This window comes from Streptomyces sp. NPDC020884, from assembly GCF_044333935.1.
Lineage (GTDB): Bacteria > Actinomycetota > Actinomycetes > Streptomycetales > Streptomycetaceae > Streptomyces.
In genome coordinates this window covers 343,896-358,134 of record NZ_JBIRRY010000003.1, presented here as the reverse complement: position 1 = coordinate 358,134, position 14,239 = coordinate 343,896, and the positions used below count along the sequence as shown (strand labels likewise).

At 72.1% G+C, this 14,239-nt stretch carries 13 protein-coding genes; 3 read left to right on the top strand and 10 right to left on the bottom strand.

The window, feature by feature from the left end; translation table 11 throughout:
* The first annotated feature begins 90 nt into the window (after nt 1–90).
* The gene (locus tag ACH4UK_RS12565; RefSeq protein ID WP_398356002.1) at nt 91–651 is read left to right on the top strand and encodes a TetR/AcrR family transcriptional regulator; all 561 of its coding nucleotides are present in this window, start codon (nt 91–93) and stop codon (nt 649–651) included.
* A gap of 235 nt (nt 652–886) precedes the next feature.
* Here ACH4UK_RS12565 and ACH4UK_RS12560 read toward each other — a convergent pair whose 3' ends face one another.
* The gene (locus ACH4UK_RS12560; RefSeq protein ID WP_398356001.1) at nt 887–1,384 is read right to left on the bottom strand and encodes a VOC family protein; all 498 of its coding nucleotides are present in this window, start codon (nt 1,382–1,384) and stop codon (nt 887–889) included.
* 22 nt (nt 1,385–1,406) lie between these two features.
* Between ACH4UK_RS12560 and ACH4UK_RS12555 the strand changes: the two genes are divergently transcribed.
* Nucleotides 1,407–2,072 carry a CGNR zinc finger domain-containing protein gene (locus ACH4UK_RS12555; RefSeq protein ID WP_398356000.1) on the top strand — a complete coding sequence of 222 codons (666 nt, stop codon included), beginning with the start codon at nt 1,407–1,409 and terminating at the stop codon, nt 2,070–2,072.
* A gap of 6 nt (nt 2,073–2,078) precedes the next feature.
* Here the strand turns inward: ACH4UK_RS12555 and ACH4UK_RS12550 are convergent, their stop codons facing one another.
* From ACH4UK_RS12550 to ACH4UK_RS12535, 4 genes are all read right to left on the bottom strand, one after another.
* The gene (locus ACH4UK_RS12550) at nt 2,079–2,573 is read right to left on the bottom strand and encodes a hypothetical protein (protein WP_398355999.1); all 495 of its coding nucleotides are present in this window, start codon (nt 2,571–2,573) and stop codon (nt 2,079–2,081) included.
* Nucleotides 2,574–2,592: 19 nt separating this feature from the next.
* Nucleotides 2,593–4,338 carry an FAD-dependent monooxygenase gene (locus tag ACH4UK_RS12545; protein ID WP_398355998.1) on the bottom strand — a complete coding sequence of 582 codons (1,746 nt, stop codon included), beginning with the start codon at nt 4,336–4,338 and terminating at the stop codon, nt 2,593–2,595.
* 80 nt (nt 4,339–4,418) lie between these two features.
* Nucleotides 4,419–5,450: an EamA family transporter RarD gene (gene rarD / locus ACH4UK_RS12540; RefSeq protein WP_398355997.1), complete on the bottom strand. Its 1,032-nt coding sequence runs from the start codon at nt 5,448–5,450 to the stop codon at nt 4,419–4,421.
* Nucleotides 5,451–5,589: 139 nt separating this feature from the next.
* On the bottom strand, nt 5,590–6,450 hold the full coding sequence (locus ACH4UK_RS12535; RefSeq protein ID WP_398355996.1) for an SDR family oxidoreductase: 861 nt from the start codon (nt 6,448–6,450) through the stop codon (nt 5,590–5,592).
* A 105-nt stretch (nt 6,451–6,555) separates the two neighbouring features.
* On the opposite strand from ACH4UK_RS12535, the gene ACH4UK_RS12530 reads away from it, so the two are divergent.
* Nucleotides 6,556–6,936, top strand: a complete 381-nt coding sequence (locus ACH4UK_RS12530; protein ID WP_398355995.1) for a winged helix-turn-helix transcriptional regulator — start codon at nt 6,556–6,558, stop codon at nt 6,934–6,936.
* A 57-nt stretch (nt 6,937–6,993) separates the two neighbouring features.
* Here ACH4UK_RS12530 and ACH4UK_RS12525 read toward each other — a convergent pair whose 3' ends face one another.
* From ACH4UK_RS12525 to ACH4UK_RS12505, 5 genes are all read right to left on the bottom strand, one after another.
* Nucleotides 6,994–8,067, bottom strand: coding sequence for a 2-oxoacid:ferredoxin oxidoreductase subunit beta (locus tag ACH4UK_RS12525; RefSeq protein ID WP_398355994.1), 1,074 nt, complete (start codon nt 8,065–8,067; stop codon nt 6,994–6,996).
* On the bottom strand, nt 8,060–10,024 hold the full coding sequence (locus tag ACH4UK_RS12520; RefSeq protein WP_398355993.1) for a 2-oxoacid:acceptor oxidoreductase subunit alpha: 1,965 nt from the start codon (nt 10,022–10,024) through the stop codon (nt 8,060–8,062). Before ACH4UK_RS12520 ends, ACH4UK_RS12525 begins: the two co-directional genes overlap by 8 nt.
* Nucleotides 10,025–10,411: 387 nt before the next feature.
* Complete coding sequence (locus ACH4UK_RS12515; protein ID WP_032791991.1) at nt 10,412–11,071, bottom strand: response regulator transcription factor; 660 nt, start codon at nt 11,069–11,071, stop codon at nt 10,412–10,414.
* Between the two features lie 233 nt (nt 11,072–11,304).
* Nucleotides 11,305–12,666, bottom strand: a complete 1,362-nt coding sequence (locus ACH4UK_RS12510) for a sensor histidine kinase (protein ID WP_398355992.1) — start codon at nt 12,664–12,666, stop codon at nt 11,305–11,307.
* A 192-nt stretch (nt 12,667–12,858) separates the two neighbouring features.
* A complete protein-coding gene (locus tag ACH4UK_RS12505; RefSeq protein ID WP_398355991.1) occupies nt 12,859–14,031 on the bottom strand; it encodes a sensor histidine kinase in 1,173 nt (390 codons plus the stop codon).
* Nucleotides 14,032–14,239: the final 208 nt, after the last annotated feature.

Sequence of the window (14,239 nt, the reverse complement as noted above, 5' to 3'; positions counted from 1 at the left end):
CAATACGGAGCACTGTTCCGCTTTGTCAACGGCGGAATGGGCGAGGAGTGAGAGGGGTGCGCGGTGGCTGCCGCCGATGAAGTCGCAGGGGTGTCGGCCCGACCCAGGAGGGCCGACGCGGTACGCAACCAGCAGACGCTGCTCGCCGCCGCCGCCGAGGTCTTCGTGGCCTCGGGGGTCGACGCGCCGATCCGTGAGATCGCCAAGAAGGCCGGCGTCGGGATGGGCACGATCTACCGGCACTTCCCGACCCGGGCGGACCTGGTGGTGGCCGTCTACCGCCACCAGGTCGAGGCCTGCGCCGAGGCGGGTCCGGCGTTGCTGGCCGAGGAGGAGTCCCCGTTCGCCGCGCTGGAGAAGTGGGTGGACCTCTTCGTCGACTTCCTGGTCACGAAGCACGGGCTCGCCGACGCGTTGCGCTCGGACAGCGGCGGCTTCGAGGCGCTGCACGCCTACTTCCTCGAACGCCTGGTGCCCGTCTGCGGGCAGTTGCTCGACGCGGCGGTCGCGGCGGAGGAGTCCCGGCCGGGCATCGAGCCCTACGAGCTGATGCGGGGGGTCGGGAACCTCTGCGTGGGGCGGGACGACGATCCGCGTTACGACCCGCGCCGCTTGGTGGAGTTGCTGCTGCGCGGGCTGCGGGTCGCGTAGGGCCTCCTGGGGTGTTCACGCCGACCGGGCCGAGGTGTCCGAGGAGGCTGGGCGTGCCGGCCGCAGGTACGGGCCGAGGTCGTGCGGCGCGGATGCGGCGGGCCGTCGCTCCCGAGTGGCCGGCTCGGGCCGGGTGCTCGGTCCAGGCGGAACTGGTTGTCCCTGTGGCCGACTTGGGCCGGATGCTCGGTTCAGGCGGAACTCGTTGTCCTCGTGGTCGGCTCGGGCCGGGTGCTCAGTTCAGGCAGAACTCGTTGTCCTCCGGATCCGCCATGACGATCCAGCTCCCGCCCTGCTCGTCCACCGTGCGCAGCGCCCGTGCGCCCAGCGCCGCCAGCCGCTCCGCCTCCGCGTCGCGCTGCCCCGGGGCCGAGTGCACATCGATGTGGAGGCGGTTCTTCACCGTCTTCGGCTCCGGCACCCGCTGGAACAGCAGTCGCCGCCCCTGCCCCGTACCGCTGACCTCGTCGTACGGGTCGTCCGGATGCCGGGCCGCCGCGAGGTCGCGCCAGGCGCGGCGGCCGTGGGCGTGGGTCGTGATGGCCTCGGGAACGGCTCCGGCCGCGAGGAGCTGCTCGACCAGGGGGCTGTTGTCCTCGACGAGATAGCCCAGGGCCGCCGCCCAGAATCCGGCCTGCGCGTGCGGGTCGGCACTGTCGATCACGAGCTTCCAGGACAGGGGCTGCGCCTGCGGCTTCGGCTGTTCCTGCGTCGGTGTCGGTGTCTGCGTCATGGACACCGTTTATAGTGGTTACATGAGCGAGAAGGCAACGGACACGCCGGAACGGTCCGAGCGGCCGGGGCGGCAGGAGCCCTCCGGATTGTTGCTGCGGCATCCGGACGGCAGTGCGTTCCGGTTCGATCCGGGCGCTCTGTGTCTGGAGCTGCTGCCGACCGGGGGCCCCGGCCCGCTGTCGTACTTCGAGGTGCTGCACGAGCCGGCCGACCTGGTGCGCTGGGCGGCGGAGAGCCGGCTGCCCGGCGGGCTCTCCGCCGGATCCCGGGACGGGCTCGCGGTGAGCGGGGACGAGGTGGCGAACGCGCGTGCTCTGCGCGATGCGCTCTGGCGGCTGGCGGAGGGGCGGGTGGGCGGGGCGTCGCCCGGCCCCGACGACCTCGCCACCCTCAACGCCGCGGCGGCGCACCCGCCCCTGACGGCCCGGCTGACCGCGGCCGGCGGCCGGGAGTGGGCTCCGGGGGGCACCGGGACCGGGCTGCTGTCCACCGTCGCCCGCGATGCGGTCGACCTGTTCAGCGGGGCGTACGCCCACCGGATCCGCTCCTGCGGCGCGGACGGCTGTCGCCTGCTGTTCGTCGACACCTCCCGCCCAGGCAAGCGTCGTTGGTGCTCGATGGAGCGCTGCGGCAACCGTCACAAGGTCCGGGCCCACCGCGCCCGGCTGACCGCCACCGACGAGTGACGCCCCCTACGCCTCGCGCGGGGGGCACGCGGGGCAGGCGTGCCGGTCGATCGCGGCCAGCAGGCGCGTGGCCGCCGCCTGTACGGCCCCCGCCGGGGAAGGGCCCCCGACCTCGGGTGTGTCGGGCATGTCCGGGGTGGCGGCCAGGCGCACGGCCGTGGCACGGTCCGCCACCACCGCATCGTGAGCGGCCCGGGTCCACGCCGGGTGCTCGGCGTTTCCGGCGGCCAGAATCGTGGCGAGCAGGTCCAGGACGCCCGCCCGGTCCCTGACCATGTCCGTCGCCGCCAGCTCCCAGAGGAACGGCACCGTCGCCGCCGTCGAGTCGAAGACGGGCGGGGTGCCGATCCACCGCTCCAGATCGCTCAGGGCCTCGCCCGAGGTCGGCGCGTCCCCCCAGGCGATCCGCGACAGCACGCCGGGAACCTGGGACGCGGAGCCGTACGCGTGCTGCAGCTCATGCCACCGCACGTTCCTCATGGCCCCCAGCACAGTCCCCATCCGGGCACTCAATCAGCCTTTACCGCACGGCGTCCACCATGCCGGGGGACCGGTCCGTGGGCCGGCCCACTCCGTGGAGCCGGCGCAGATACTCCCGTACGGCGCGGGCGTCGTCCGCCGGGGCGAGAACGCCCACGTGGTGGTCGGGGCGTACGACCACGACGGTGCCCGTGCCCGTACCGCCGGAGGCCTCCGTTCCGTACGCGGCCGCCGCACGGCCCGCGTCGTCGACCACCGCTCCGGGCTCCGCTCCGGCCCGGTCCTCGCCTGCCGCGTACACCCGGCAGATCCGCACCCCGGCGTCGCCGTGGGTGGCCGCCGCCTCGCGCAGGACCGCCGCACTGCCGGGGCCGAAGCCGAGGACGGTGGTGTGGGGCCCGGCGAAGACGCGGTGCAGTCGGGTACGGGCTCCGGTCGCCGCGTCGACGCAGGGGGCGTCCGGGGCGCGGTCCCCGGCGTGCGGGGTGGGGGATTCGGCATCCGGGGCACGGTCCCCGGCGGCGGGTGCGTCGGACGAGACGTCGTCGCCCTGCGGGGCGTCGGCCGGAGCACCGCTGTGGGCGTCGGCCAGGGAGCTCCAGCGGTAGCCGACGCCCAGACCGGTGGTGTCCGAGGTGATCGCCGCGTCCAGGCCCCCGCCGGGCCGGCGGATCGCCTCCAGCGTGGCCCGCAGCCGCTCCGATGCGAGGTCCAGGGTCCGGGCGGCCACCGGAAGCCGCTCCTCCTCGTAGGTGTCCAGCAGCTCCGCGTCCGCGTGACCGGCGAGCACCTGGCCCAGCTTCCAGCCCAGGTTGAACGCGTCCTGGATGCCGGTGTTCATGCCGAGGCCGCCCGCGATGGCGTGCACATGCGCGGCGTCGCCCGCGAGGAAGACCCGCCCCGCGCGGAATCGGTCCGCCATCCGCTCGTTGACCCGGTACGTCGACAGCAGCTCGGCCCGCGTCAGGTCCTGGCCCCGCAGTGCGGTGTGGTGGGCGAGCAGCCGCCGGAACCCGTCGGCGGTGGGCGGGAGCGGCCGGCCCCGCCCGTCCCGCTCCGGCCCGGCCTGGAACCACCAGCCCGTCCGCGTACCGGGGATCGGGCAGAGCATGACCGCGCCGTCCTCGTCGAACCACTGGTGCCAGCGGGTCCGGTCCAGGGCGCTCTCGGTCAGGTGGACATCGCCGCAGACCATCACCTGGTCCTCGTCGGTGCTCCCCTGGAACCCGATCCCGAGCAGCTTTCGTACGGAGCTGTGGGCGCCGTCGCATCCGACGGCGTACCGGGCCCGCAACGCCGGCCCCTCGGCGAACGCGACCTCGACAGGACCCCCGTCGGCCTCGCCCTCGCCCTTGCCCTCGCCCTTGCCCCGCTCCTGCGACAGCCCCACGACCTCGCGGCCCAGCTCGACGCGGACGCCGTGCGCGGCCAGCCGGTCACGGAGGATGCCCTCCAGCCGCCACTGGGCGATCAGCCGTCCCCGGGCGTAGGGGACGTCCGGGGACGGCGCGGAGTCCGCCCACGGATCGGCCTCCGCGACCGGGAGGCGGTCGCGGTACTTGAGCATCGGCAGCGGGGCCGAACCGGCGGCGAGCACTTCCTCGGCCACCCCGAGATCGTCCAGGATCTCCAGCGACCGGGGGTTGGGGCCCTTGGCGCGCGAGGTGCGCGGCGGCGCGGGGGACCGGTCCACGATCCGTACGGCGACGCCGCGCCGGGCCAGATCGCAGGCCAGCACCAGCCCGGTGGGTCCCGCTCCCACGATGAGTACGTCCACGTCGGTCATACCTGTCTGCTCCCTCGGTCACGTCGTCCGGCGACACCGTCCGGTGCCACCAGGAAAACGTAACCAAGTAAGAAAAGCAACTAGGTAACCTTTTCTTGCGGGAGTGGCGCGCCCGCGACCCCCGTCTCGACCCCCGTCTCCGCCCCCGCCCTCGTATCCGTCTCGGGCTCGATCCCGGTCGCGGGCGCGCCGGCCGCCGCCGCCAGCAGCTTCAGCGCCAGTGCCCGGTTGCGCCGAGCCGTGCGCAGCGCGTCCCAGGTCAGCAGCGACAGGGCCAGCCAGACCAGGGCGAACCCGGCCCACCGCTCGGGCGGCATCGACTCGTGGAAGTAGAGGACGCCCAGTCCGAACTGGAAGACCGGGGCCAGATACTGGAGCAGCCCCAGCGTGGACAGCGGCACCCGGACCGCCGCCGCGCCGAAGCAGATCAGCGGGATCGCGGTGACGACGCCCGTCGCGGCCAGCAGGAACCCGTGCCCCGCGCCCCCGGCCGTGAAGGTCGACCCGCCGGTCGCGGCGAGCCAGAGCAGGAAGCCGAGCGCGGGCACGAAGAGCACGGCGGTCTCCGCCGCCAGGGACTCCAGGCCGCCCATGTTCACCTTCTTCTTCACCAGGCCGTACGTGGCGAAGGAGAACGCCAGCACCAGCGAGACCCACGGCGGCCTGCCGTACCCGATCGCCAGGACCAGGACGGCGGCCAGGCCCGTGGCGACCGCCGCCCACTGGACCGGCCGCAACCGTTCGCCCAGCAGCAGGACGCCCATGGCGATGGTGACCAGCGGATTGATGAAGTACCCGAGCGAGGCCTCGACGACCTGGCCGTTGTTCACGGCCCAGATGTAGAGGCCCCAGTTGACCGTGATGGTCGTCGCGGCGACCGATATCAGGCCCAGTTTGCGCCGGTCGCGGGCCAGCTCGCCGATCCAGGCCCAGCGGCGCACGGCCAGCAGGGCGATGGCGACGACGCCGAGCGACCAGACCATCCGGTGGGCGAGGATCTCGATGGCCCCGGACGGCTTCAGCAGCGGCCAGAAGAGGGGCACGATGCCCCACATCCCGTACGCGCCGATTCCGTACAGCAGGCCTGCCCGCTGTTCGTTCCTGCCCTCCACGTGCCCTCCCGGCCCACCCGCGTCGGCGAATCCACCGACGGCACGACGGTAGCGCCGGAAGGGGCTTCATGTCATGGCCGTCTCACGGAAACACTCATGACCGTCCCGTGTGCGGGGGTGAGCGGGCGCGCGTCGGGGCTCAGGCGGCGGGCAGGGCGGCGCGTACGGTCTCGGCGAGGGGCGTCGTCGGGCGGCCGATGAGCCGGGCGAGGTCGCCGCTCGTCCCCGCGAGCCGGCCCCGTGCGATCGCCTCGTCCACGTCGGCGAGGATCGCGGCGAAGGCCTCCGGCAGTCCCGCGCCGACCAGGATCTCCCGGTGCACGGCGGCCGGGACGTTGTTGTACGCGATCGTCTCGCCGGTCAGCTCGGACAGCAGCGCGGCGTACTCGGCGAGCGACCAGGCGGTGTCGCCGCTCAGCTCGTAGGCGGTGTTCAGATGGCCCTCGCCGGTCAGCACGGCGGCTGCCGCGGCGGCGTAGTCGGCCCGCGCGGCGGAGGCGATGCGGCCCTCGCCCGCGTTGGCGACGACCGCGTGGTGCGCCAGGACCGGGGCGAGGTTGGCGGTGTAGTTCTCCGTGTACCAGCCGTTGCGCAGGAAGGTGTACGGCAGCCCGGAGTCGAGGATCAGCTGCTCGGTGGCCCGGTGCTCGTCGGCCAGCGTGAAGTCCGCGTCCGGGCCGCCGAGCACGCCGGTGTACGCGAGCAGGGCGACGCCGGCCGCCTTCGCCGCGTCGATGACGGCGGTGTGCTGCGGCACCCGCTTGCCCACCTCGCTGCCGGAGATCAGCAGCACCCGGTCACCGGGCCGGAAGGCTCCGGCGAGGGCCTCGGGGTGGTCGTAGTCCGCGACGCGCAGCTCCACGCCCCGGGCGGCGATCTCGGCGGCCTTCTCCTTGTCGCGCACGACCGCGACGACCTCGCCGGCCGGGACGGTGGTCAGCAGGGCGTCCACGACGAGGCGGCCCAGCGCGCCAGTGGCTCCGGTGACAACGATGCTCATGGGGGTTCTCCGATTCTGGTGGTCCAGTCAGCTTCTGCGCTCGATCGCGACCTTACGCACAGCGCTAACCAGAAGAAAGTACCCACTTTGAAGTAAGGTACTGGTATGGGAGTAAGCACCGAGAGCTCACGTCCGGACGTCCAGCAGCGCATGTGTCCGTCCCGGCTGATCCTGGAGCACGTGACGAGCCGCTGGGGCGTCCTCGTCCTGGCGGCGTTGCTGGAGCGTTCGTACCGCTTCAGCGAACTGCGCCGCACGGTCGGCGGGGTCAGCGAGAAGATGCTGGCCCAGACCTTGCAGACGCTGGAGCGCGACGGCTTCGTCCACCGGGACGCGAAGCCGGTGATCCCGCCGCGGGTGGACTACTCGCTCACCCCGCTCGGCGTCGGGGCCGCCGAACAGGTCTGGGGGCTCGCCCGCTGGACCGAACGCCAGGTGGACGTGGTGCAGGCGGCGCGGGAGGCATACGACAGGGCCCGGACCTGATCCCCATGGGGGACCGGGCCGGGCCCCGGGCGGTGCGCGTACCGTTCGCGCCCGGCCTCAGCCGATGACCGTCCAGGTGTCGTTGCCCGCGAGGAGCGAGCCGAGGTCGCCCTTGCCGTCGCGCTCAAGGGCGGCGTCCAGCTGGTCCGACATCAGCGTGTCGTAGACGGGCCGCTCGACACTGCGCAGCACCCCGATCGGGGTGTGGTGCAGGGTGTCCGCGTCGGCGATCCGGGACAGCGCGAACGCGGTCGTGGGCGACTCGGCATGGGCGTCGTGGACGAGGACCTGCGAGCGGTTCTCCTCCGTGACGGCCACGACCTCGAGATCACCGGTGGCCGGATTCCGCACCACGCCCTTGGGCTGCTGGGAGCCGAAGAGGATCGGCTGCCCGTGTTCGAGGCGGATGACGGCCTCGGCGGCCTGTTCCTTGTCCTTGAGGGCCTCGAAAGCGCCGTCGTTGAAGATGTTGCAGTTCTGGTAGATCTCCACCAGCGCCGTGCCCGAGTGCTCGGCGGCGGCCCGCAGCACGCTCGTGAGGTGCTTGCGGTCGGAGTCGACCGTCCGCGCCACGAACGTCGCCTCCGCGCCGATGGCGAGGGACACCGGGTTGAAGGGGGCGTCGAGCGACCCCATCGGCGTCGACTTGGTGATCTTGCCGATCTCGGAGGTGGGGCTGTACTGGCCCTTCGTCAGCCCGTAGATCCGGTTGTTGAACAGAAGGATCTTGAGGTTCACGTTCCGGCGCAGGGCGTGGATGAGGTGGTTGCCGCCGATGGAGAGCGCGTCGCCGTCACCGGTGACCACCCACACCGACAGATCGCGGCGGGAGGTGGCGAGCCCGGTCGCGATGGACGGGGCGCGGCCGTGGATGGAGTGCATCCCGTAGGTGTTCATGTAATACGGGAAGCGGGAGGAGCAGCCGATGCCGGAGACGAAGGTGATGTTCTCCTTCGCGAGGCCCAGCTCCGGCATGAAGCCCTGCACGGCGGCGAGGACCGCGTAGTCGCCGCAGCCCGGACACCAGCGCACTTCCTGGTCGGACTTGAAGTCCTTCATGGACTGCTTCGCCTCGGCCTTGGGCACCAGCTGCAGCAGTTCATTGTGCCGCAGTTCGTCGGTGTCAGGCATCGATGGCCTCCTTGAGGGCCGTGGCGAGCTGCTCGGCCTTGAACGGCATTCCGTTGACCTGGTTGTAGCTGTGGGCGTCCACCAGATACTTCGCCCTCAGCAGCATCGCGAGCTGGCCGAGATTCATCTCCGGCACGACGACCTTGTCGTAGCGCTTCAGCACCTCGCCGAGATTCTTCGGGAAGGGGTTGAGGTGGCGCAGGTGGGCCTGGGCGATGGGCGCTCCGGCGGCGCGCAGCCGGCGTACGGCGGCGGTGATCGGCCCGTACGTCGACCCCCAGCCGAGCACCAGCGTGCGGGCCCCGGCCGGGTCGTCGACCTGGAGGTCGGGGACCTCGATGCCGTCGATCTTCGCCTGGCGGGTCCGGACCATGAGGTCGTGGTTGGCCGGGTCGTAGGAGATGTTGCCGGTGCCGTCCTGCTTCTCGATCCCGCCGATGCGGTGCTCGAGGCCGGCGGTCCCGGGGACGGCCCAGGGGCGGGCCAGGGTCTGGGGATCGCGCTTGTAGGGCCAGAAGACCTCGGTGCCGTCGGCCAGCGTGTGGTTCGGGCCGGTGGCGAAGGGGGTCTTGAGGTCCGGCAGCCCGGCCGTCTCCGGGATGCGCCAGGGCTCGGAGCCGTTGGCGAGGTAGCCGTCGGAGAGCAGGAAGACCGGGGTCCGGTACGTCAGGGCGATCCGGGCCGCCTCGATCGCGGCGTCGAAGCAGTCGGCCGGGGTCTGCGGGGCCACGATCGGGACCGGGGCCTCGCCGTTGCGCCCGTACATCGCCTGGAGCAGGTCGGCCTGCTCGGTCTTGGTCGGCAGCCCGGTGGACGGTCCGCCGCGCTGGATGTCGATGATCAGCAGCGGCAGTTCCAGGGAGACCGCGAGACCGATCGTCTCCGACTTCAGCGCCACTCCGGGCCCGGACGTCGTCGTGACGCCCAGCGACCCGCCGAACGCCGCGCCGAGCGCCGCACCGATCCCGGCGATCTCGTCCTCGGCCTGGAAGGTCCGCACGCCGAAGTTCTTGTGCCGGGACAGCTCGTGCAGGATGTCCGAGGCCGGGGTGATCGGATACGACCCCAGGTAGAGCGGCAGGTCCGCCAGCCGGCCGGCGGCAATCAGGCCGTAGGACAGGGCGAGGTTCCCCGAGATGTTCCGGTAGGTGCCGGTGGGGAAGGCCTGCGACGCCGGGGCGACCTCGTAGGAGACCGCGAAGTCCTCGGTCGTCTCGCCGAAATTCCACCCGGCCCGGAAGGCGGCCACGTTCGCCTCGGCGATCTGCGGCTTCTTCGCGAACTTCTGCCGCAGGAACGTCTCCGTCCCCTCGGTCGGCCGGTGGTACATCCAGGACAGCAGCCCGAGGGCGAACATGTTCTTGGAACGCTCGGCCTCCTTGCGGGGGAGCCCGAACTCCTTCAGCGCCTCCAGCGTCAGCGTCGTCAGCGGCACCGGGTGGACGTTGTAGGCCTCCAGCGAACCGTCCTCCAGCGGACTGGTCGCATACCCCACCTTCGCCATCGGCCGCTTGGTGAACTCGTCGGTGTTCACAATGATTTCCGCGCCGCGCGGTACGTCGTCGATATTCGCCCGCAGTGCGGCGGGGTTCATCGCGACCAGCACGTTGGGGGCGTCGCCCGGGGTGAGAATGTCATGATCGGCAAAGTGGAGCTGGAAAGAGGAGACTCCCGGCAGGGTGCCTGCGGGGGCCCGGATCTCGGCCGGGAAGTTCGGCAGGGTGGAGAGATCGTTGCCGAAGGAGGCGGTCTCCGAGGTGAAACGGTCGCCCGTGAGCTGCATACCGTCACCCGAGTCGCCCGCGAACCGGATGATCACCCGGTCCAGGCGGCGGATCTCCTTCCCGCCGGCACCCGTGATCTCCGTCGTACCCGCCTGCGGAGCTCGCTGTCCCCCGAGGACGGCGTCGTTGGCCTCATCGGCCTTCTCGGCGGCGCTACTGACCTGGCTCGTCACTGAACTGGACCTCCCTTGGGGCGGCGGTTCGGAACCGTCCGGCCAGCCGGCGATCCCAGAGACCACCCTACGTCCGCGTAGGTGGCCCCCCAGGGACCGATCATATGGTGGACACCGTTTTGAGAGACCCATTTAGTCAGGTTTGTCACCCTTCACAGCCTCCCGATCGCAGGGGTGGGAGCGGTCTCGCCCTGAGTCTTTGGTCCTAGGCCCCCCTCGGCCCTTCCTTGATCAGAGGTGCCCGTCCGTCACCCGCCGGACACCCTGGACTCGCGGAATGCCCCCGAAGCGCTTCCGGTGCGCTCCCGGCGTGCCCCCGGCGGGTGGTCGCCGGGGGCACGCCGGGCAGGCTCCCGCTCCACGAGTTTCTGACAGAGTGTCAGATGCTTAGGAATTCAGGTAGGTCAGCACGGCGAGGACGCGCCGGTGGTCCCCGTCGCTGGGCGACAGCCCCAGCTTCAGGAAGATGTTGCTGACATGCTTCTCGACCGCCCCGTCGCTCACCACGAGCTGCCGGGCGACCGCGGAGTTCGTCCGGCCCTCGGCCATCAGACCGAGGACCTCCCGCTCGCGCGGCGTCAGCCCGGCCAGCACGTCCTGTTTACGGCTGCGGCCCAGCAACTGCGCCACCACTTCCGGGTCCAGCGCCGTCCCGCCCTGCGCCACACGCACGACGGCGTCCACGAACTCGCGGACCTCGGCCACCCGATCCTTCAGCAGATACCCCACCCCCCGGCTGCTGCCCGCCAGCAGCTCGGTGGCGTACTGCTCCTCGACGTACTGGGAGAGGACCAGCACCCCGATGTCCGGGTAGTCCTTCCGCAGCCGCACCGCCGCGCGCACGCCCTCGTCCGTGTGGGTCGGCGGCATCCGCACATCGGCGACCACCACATCGGGCAGAGCCTGCTGCGCGTCGAGATCCGCGACGGTCTTGAGCAGCGCCTCGGCGTCCCCGACCCCCGCGACCACGTCGTGCCCGAGATCGGTGAGCAGGCGGGTGAGGCCCTCCCGGAGCAGGACCGAATCCTCGGCGATGACCACGCGCACCCTGTTCTCCACGTTCTCCACGACTGTGTGTCCCCCACTGTTCCGAATGTGCCGCGTTCCCCGCGGCCCCGCACGCACCACGCCCGACCACCGCGCACCGCGCCCCGACCGCTCAAGCATCCCAGGACCAGGACACGGATGGGGAGCCTGTGGATAACCCGCACGCCCCGTCGCCCGGACCGAGGGTCCGGGCGACGGGGCGTACGTACGCGAGTGAGGCGGCGGTCCCGGAATCAGCCCCGCCAGGGCAGCTCGGCGGTGACCGTCGTCGGGCCGCCGGCCGGGGAGTCGACCACGAGGACCCCGTCCACCGCGTCCAGCCGCTCCGTCAACCCGGCCAGCCCGCCGCCCGAGGACGGGGACGCCCCGCCCCGGCCGTTGTCCGTGACCTGGAGCATCAGCCGGTCGGATGCCCGCCACACGTCGACCGTGGCCCGGGTCGCCCGAGCGTGCTTGCTGATGTTCTGGAGCAGCTCCGAGACGGTGAAGTACGCGATCCCCTCGATCGCCTGCGCGGGCCGGGCGTCCAGATCCACCTCGACCGTCACGGGCACGGTGCAGCGGGAGGCGATGGCGGAGAGCGCGGCGTCCAGACCCCGGTCGGTGAGGACGGCGGGGTGGATCCCGCGGGCCAGGTCGCGCAGCTCCTGAAGGGCCACCTTCACCTCGCCGTGCGCCTCGTCGACCATGCGCGCCGCGGCCTCGGGGTCATCGGTGAGCTTCTCCTTCGCCAGCCCCAGATCCATGGCGAGGGCGACCAGGCGGGCCTGGGCCCCGTCGTGCAGGTCGCGCTCGATGCGGCGCAGGTCGGCGGCGGCGGTGTCCACGACCACGCCCCGGTCCGACTCCAGCTCGGACACCCGGGTGGCCAGCCGGGACGGACCCAGCAGACCGGTGACCATCAGCCGGTCCACCGTCAGCAGACCCCGTACGACCCAGGGCGATGCCAGCACCAGCGCCAGGCCCACCGCCCCGGTCACCGCCAGCTCGCCGGGCGAGTCCAGATACTCCTGGTGGGTGCGGTCCCCGTACAGCTGGATGCCGTCGGACCCCCCGAACACCGGGAAGAGCCAGAACCACAGCGGGTACGTCAGCGCCGCCAGGCCGTACAGCCAGAACGTGATCGAGACGACGAACGTGAACACGGCCCACGGGAAGTGCAGCAGCGTGTACACCAGGTGCCGCCAGGACACCCCGCTCTTGAGGACCGCGCCCATCCAGGACATCGGGCCGCCGGTCTTCCCTTGCACCCGCTCCGGATCCGCCACCTCCACCCCCAGCAGCCCGCGCGCCCGGTGCCGCTCCAGCGCACCGAAGCCCCGGCAGACGGCGAGACCGGCCGCGAGGACCGGAATCCCGATGAAGGTGACCAGCAGGCCCGCGCTCATCGACGTCACGGTGACCGCGAAGACGAACATCACCGTGCTGAGCGGGAAGCTCAGCAGCGCGTAGAGCAGCTCGCGCCAGGCGCGCGCCTCCAGCGGCGCACGCAGCGGCGCCGGGAGGAAATGCTTCACCGGGGTCTTCGCCCCGAAGCCGGGGCCGGAGCCCTGGTGCTCCAGGTCCCGCGTGTCCGGTCCGTATGCCGTGGCCATGAGTCCCGTCCGTTCCGTCTCTGTCTCAGTCTCTCAGTGGGCTGTGCGTGGGGCTTGGGCTGTGGCCCGTCACCCCGGACCGTTCTCCCTCCAGGGTGCTGGCCGGCGGCCTTCCGCACCATGAGGTCCCTCTCCGTATCCGACCGGGGGTTTTCCCCACCCCCGGGCCCCGGGGCAGGCCGTGGGCGGCGGTCAGGCGGCCCGGTCGCGCCAGGGCAGCTCGGCGGTGACGGTCGTCGGCCCGCCCTCCGGCGAGTCCAGGACGAACACCCCGTCGACCGCGTCGAGCCGCTCGGCGAGCCCCGCCAGCCCCGAACCCCCGCCCATCCGGGCCCCGCCCCCGCCGTCGTCCGTGACCTGGAGCATCAGCCGGTCCTCCGAACGCCACACCTCGACGGAGGCCGACTTCGCACCGCTGTGCTTGCTGACGTTCTGGAGCAGCTCCGAGACGGTGAAGTACGCGATCCCCTCGATCGCCTCCGCCGGACGCCCCCGAAGCCCCACCGACACCTTGACCGGGACCGTGCAGCGGGAGGCGATGGCGGAGAGCGCGGCGTCCAGACCCCGGTCGGTGAGGACGGCGGGGTGGATCCCGCGGGCCAGGTCGCGCAGCTCCTGGAGCGCCACCTTGATCTCGCCGTGCGCCTCGTCGACCATGCGCGCCGCGGCCTCGGGGTCGTCGGTGAGCTTCTCCTTGGCGAGGCCGAGCCCCATGGCGAGGGCGACCAGGCGGGCCTGGGCCCCGTCGTGCAGGTCGCGCTCGATCCGGCGCAGGTCGGCGGCGGCGGTGTCCACGACCACGCCCCGGTCCGACTCCAGCTCCGCGATACGCCGCTCCAGCTCGTCCGATGGCGACAGCAGCCCGCGCACCATCGCCCGGTCCGCCAACGTCAGCCCCCGCGTGATGAACGGCAGCACCGGCCACAGGACGAACAGGCTCACCAGCGTCACCGCGAACGTCAGCACCCCCCACGGCAGTCGGATGAACCCGTACAGCAACGCCCGCCATCCCACCGGGTCCTTCAGCCCCGCCCACAGCCGGGCGAAGAACCCCTGGTCCCGGTGGGCGCGCGCCAGCGGGCTCGGCTCCTCGACCCATACGCCGAGCATCCGCCGCGCCCGCCACCGCTCCAGCCGGCCCAGCAGCCGCGAACCCTGGAGCCCGCCGACGAGCAGCGGCAGCCCGACCACGGTGACGGAGAGCCCCGCGCCGACGGCGATCACGAGGACGCTGCAGAGGAACCCGACAACGGCCAGCGGCAGATTGGCGAGCAGATAGGCGATCTCCCGCCAGGTCCACCGGTCGAGGGCGAGGCGGGCGGGCGGCAGCCGGTCGGGGCCCGGCAGGGAAGGGCTCATGGTCATAGCCACAGCCTGCCGGGCCGCACCCCTCGCACACCATGGGGCTCATGGGTGGGGTGAAGTAGGGATAACCCCACCCGATGCCCGACGCGGCTGCTTACGCTGCGTTTAGCAGGCCCTAGACTCCCGTGCGTACAGAAGCAGGTACGTGGGACAGATGCGGGCGACGAGGGAGTGGGGGGCGGACGTGACCGACGTGACGGACGTGACC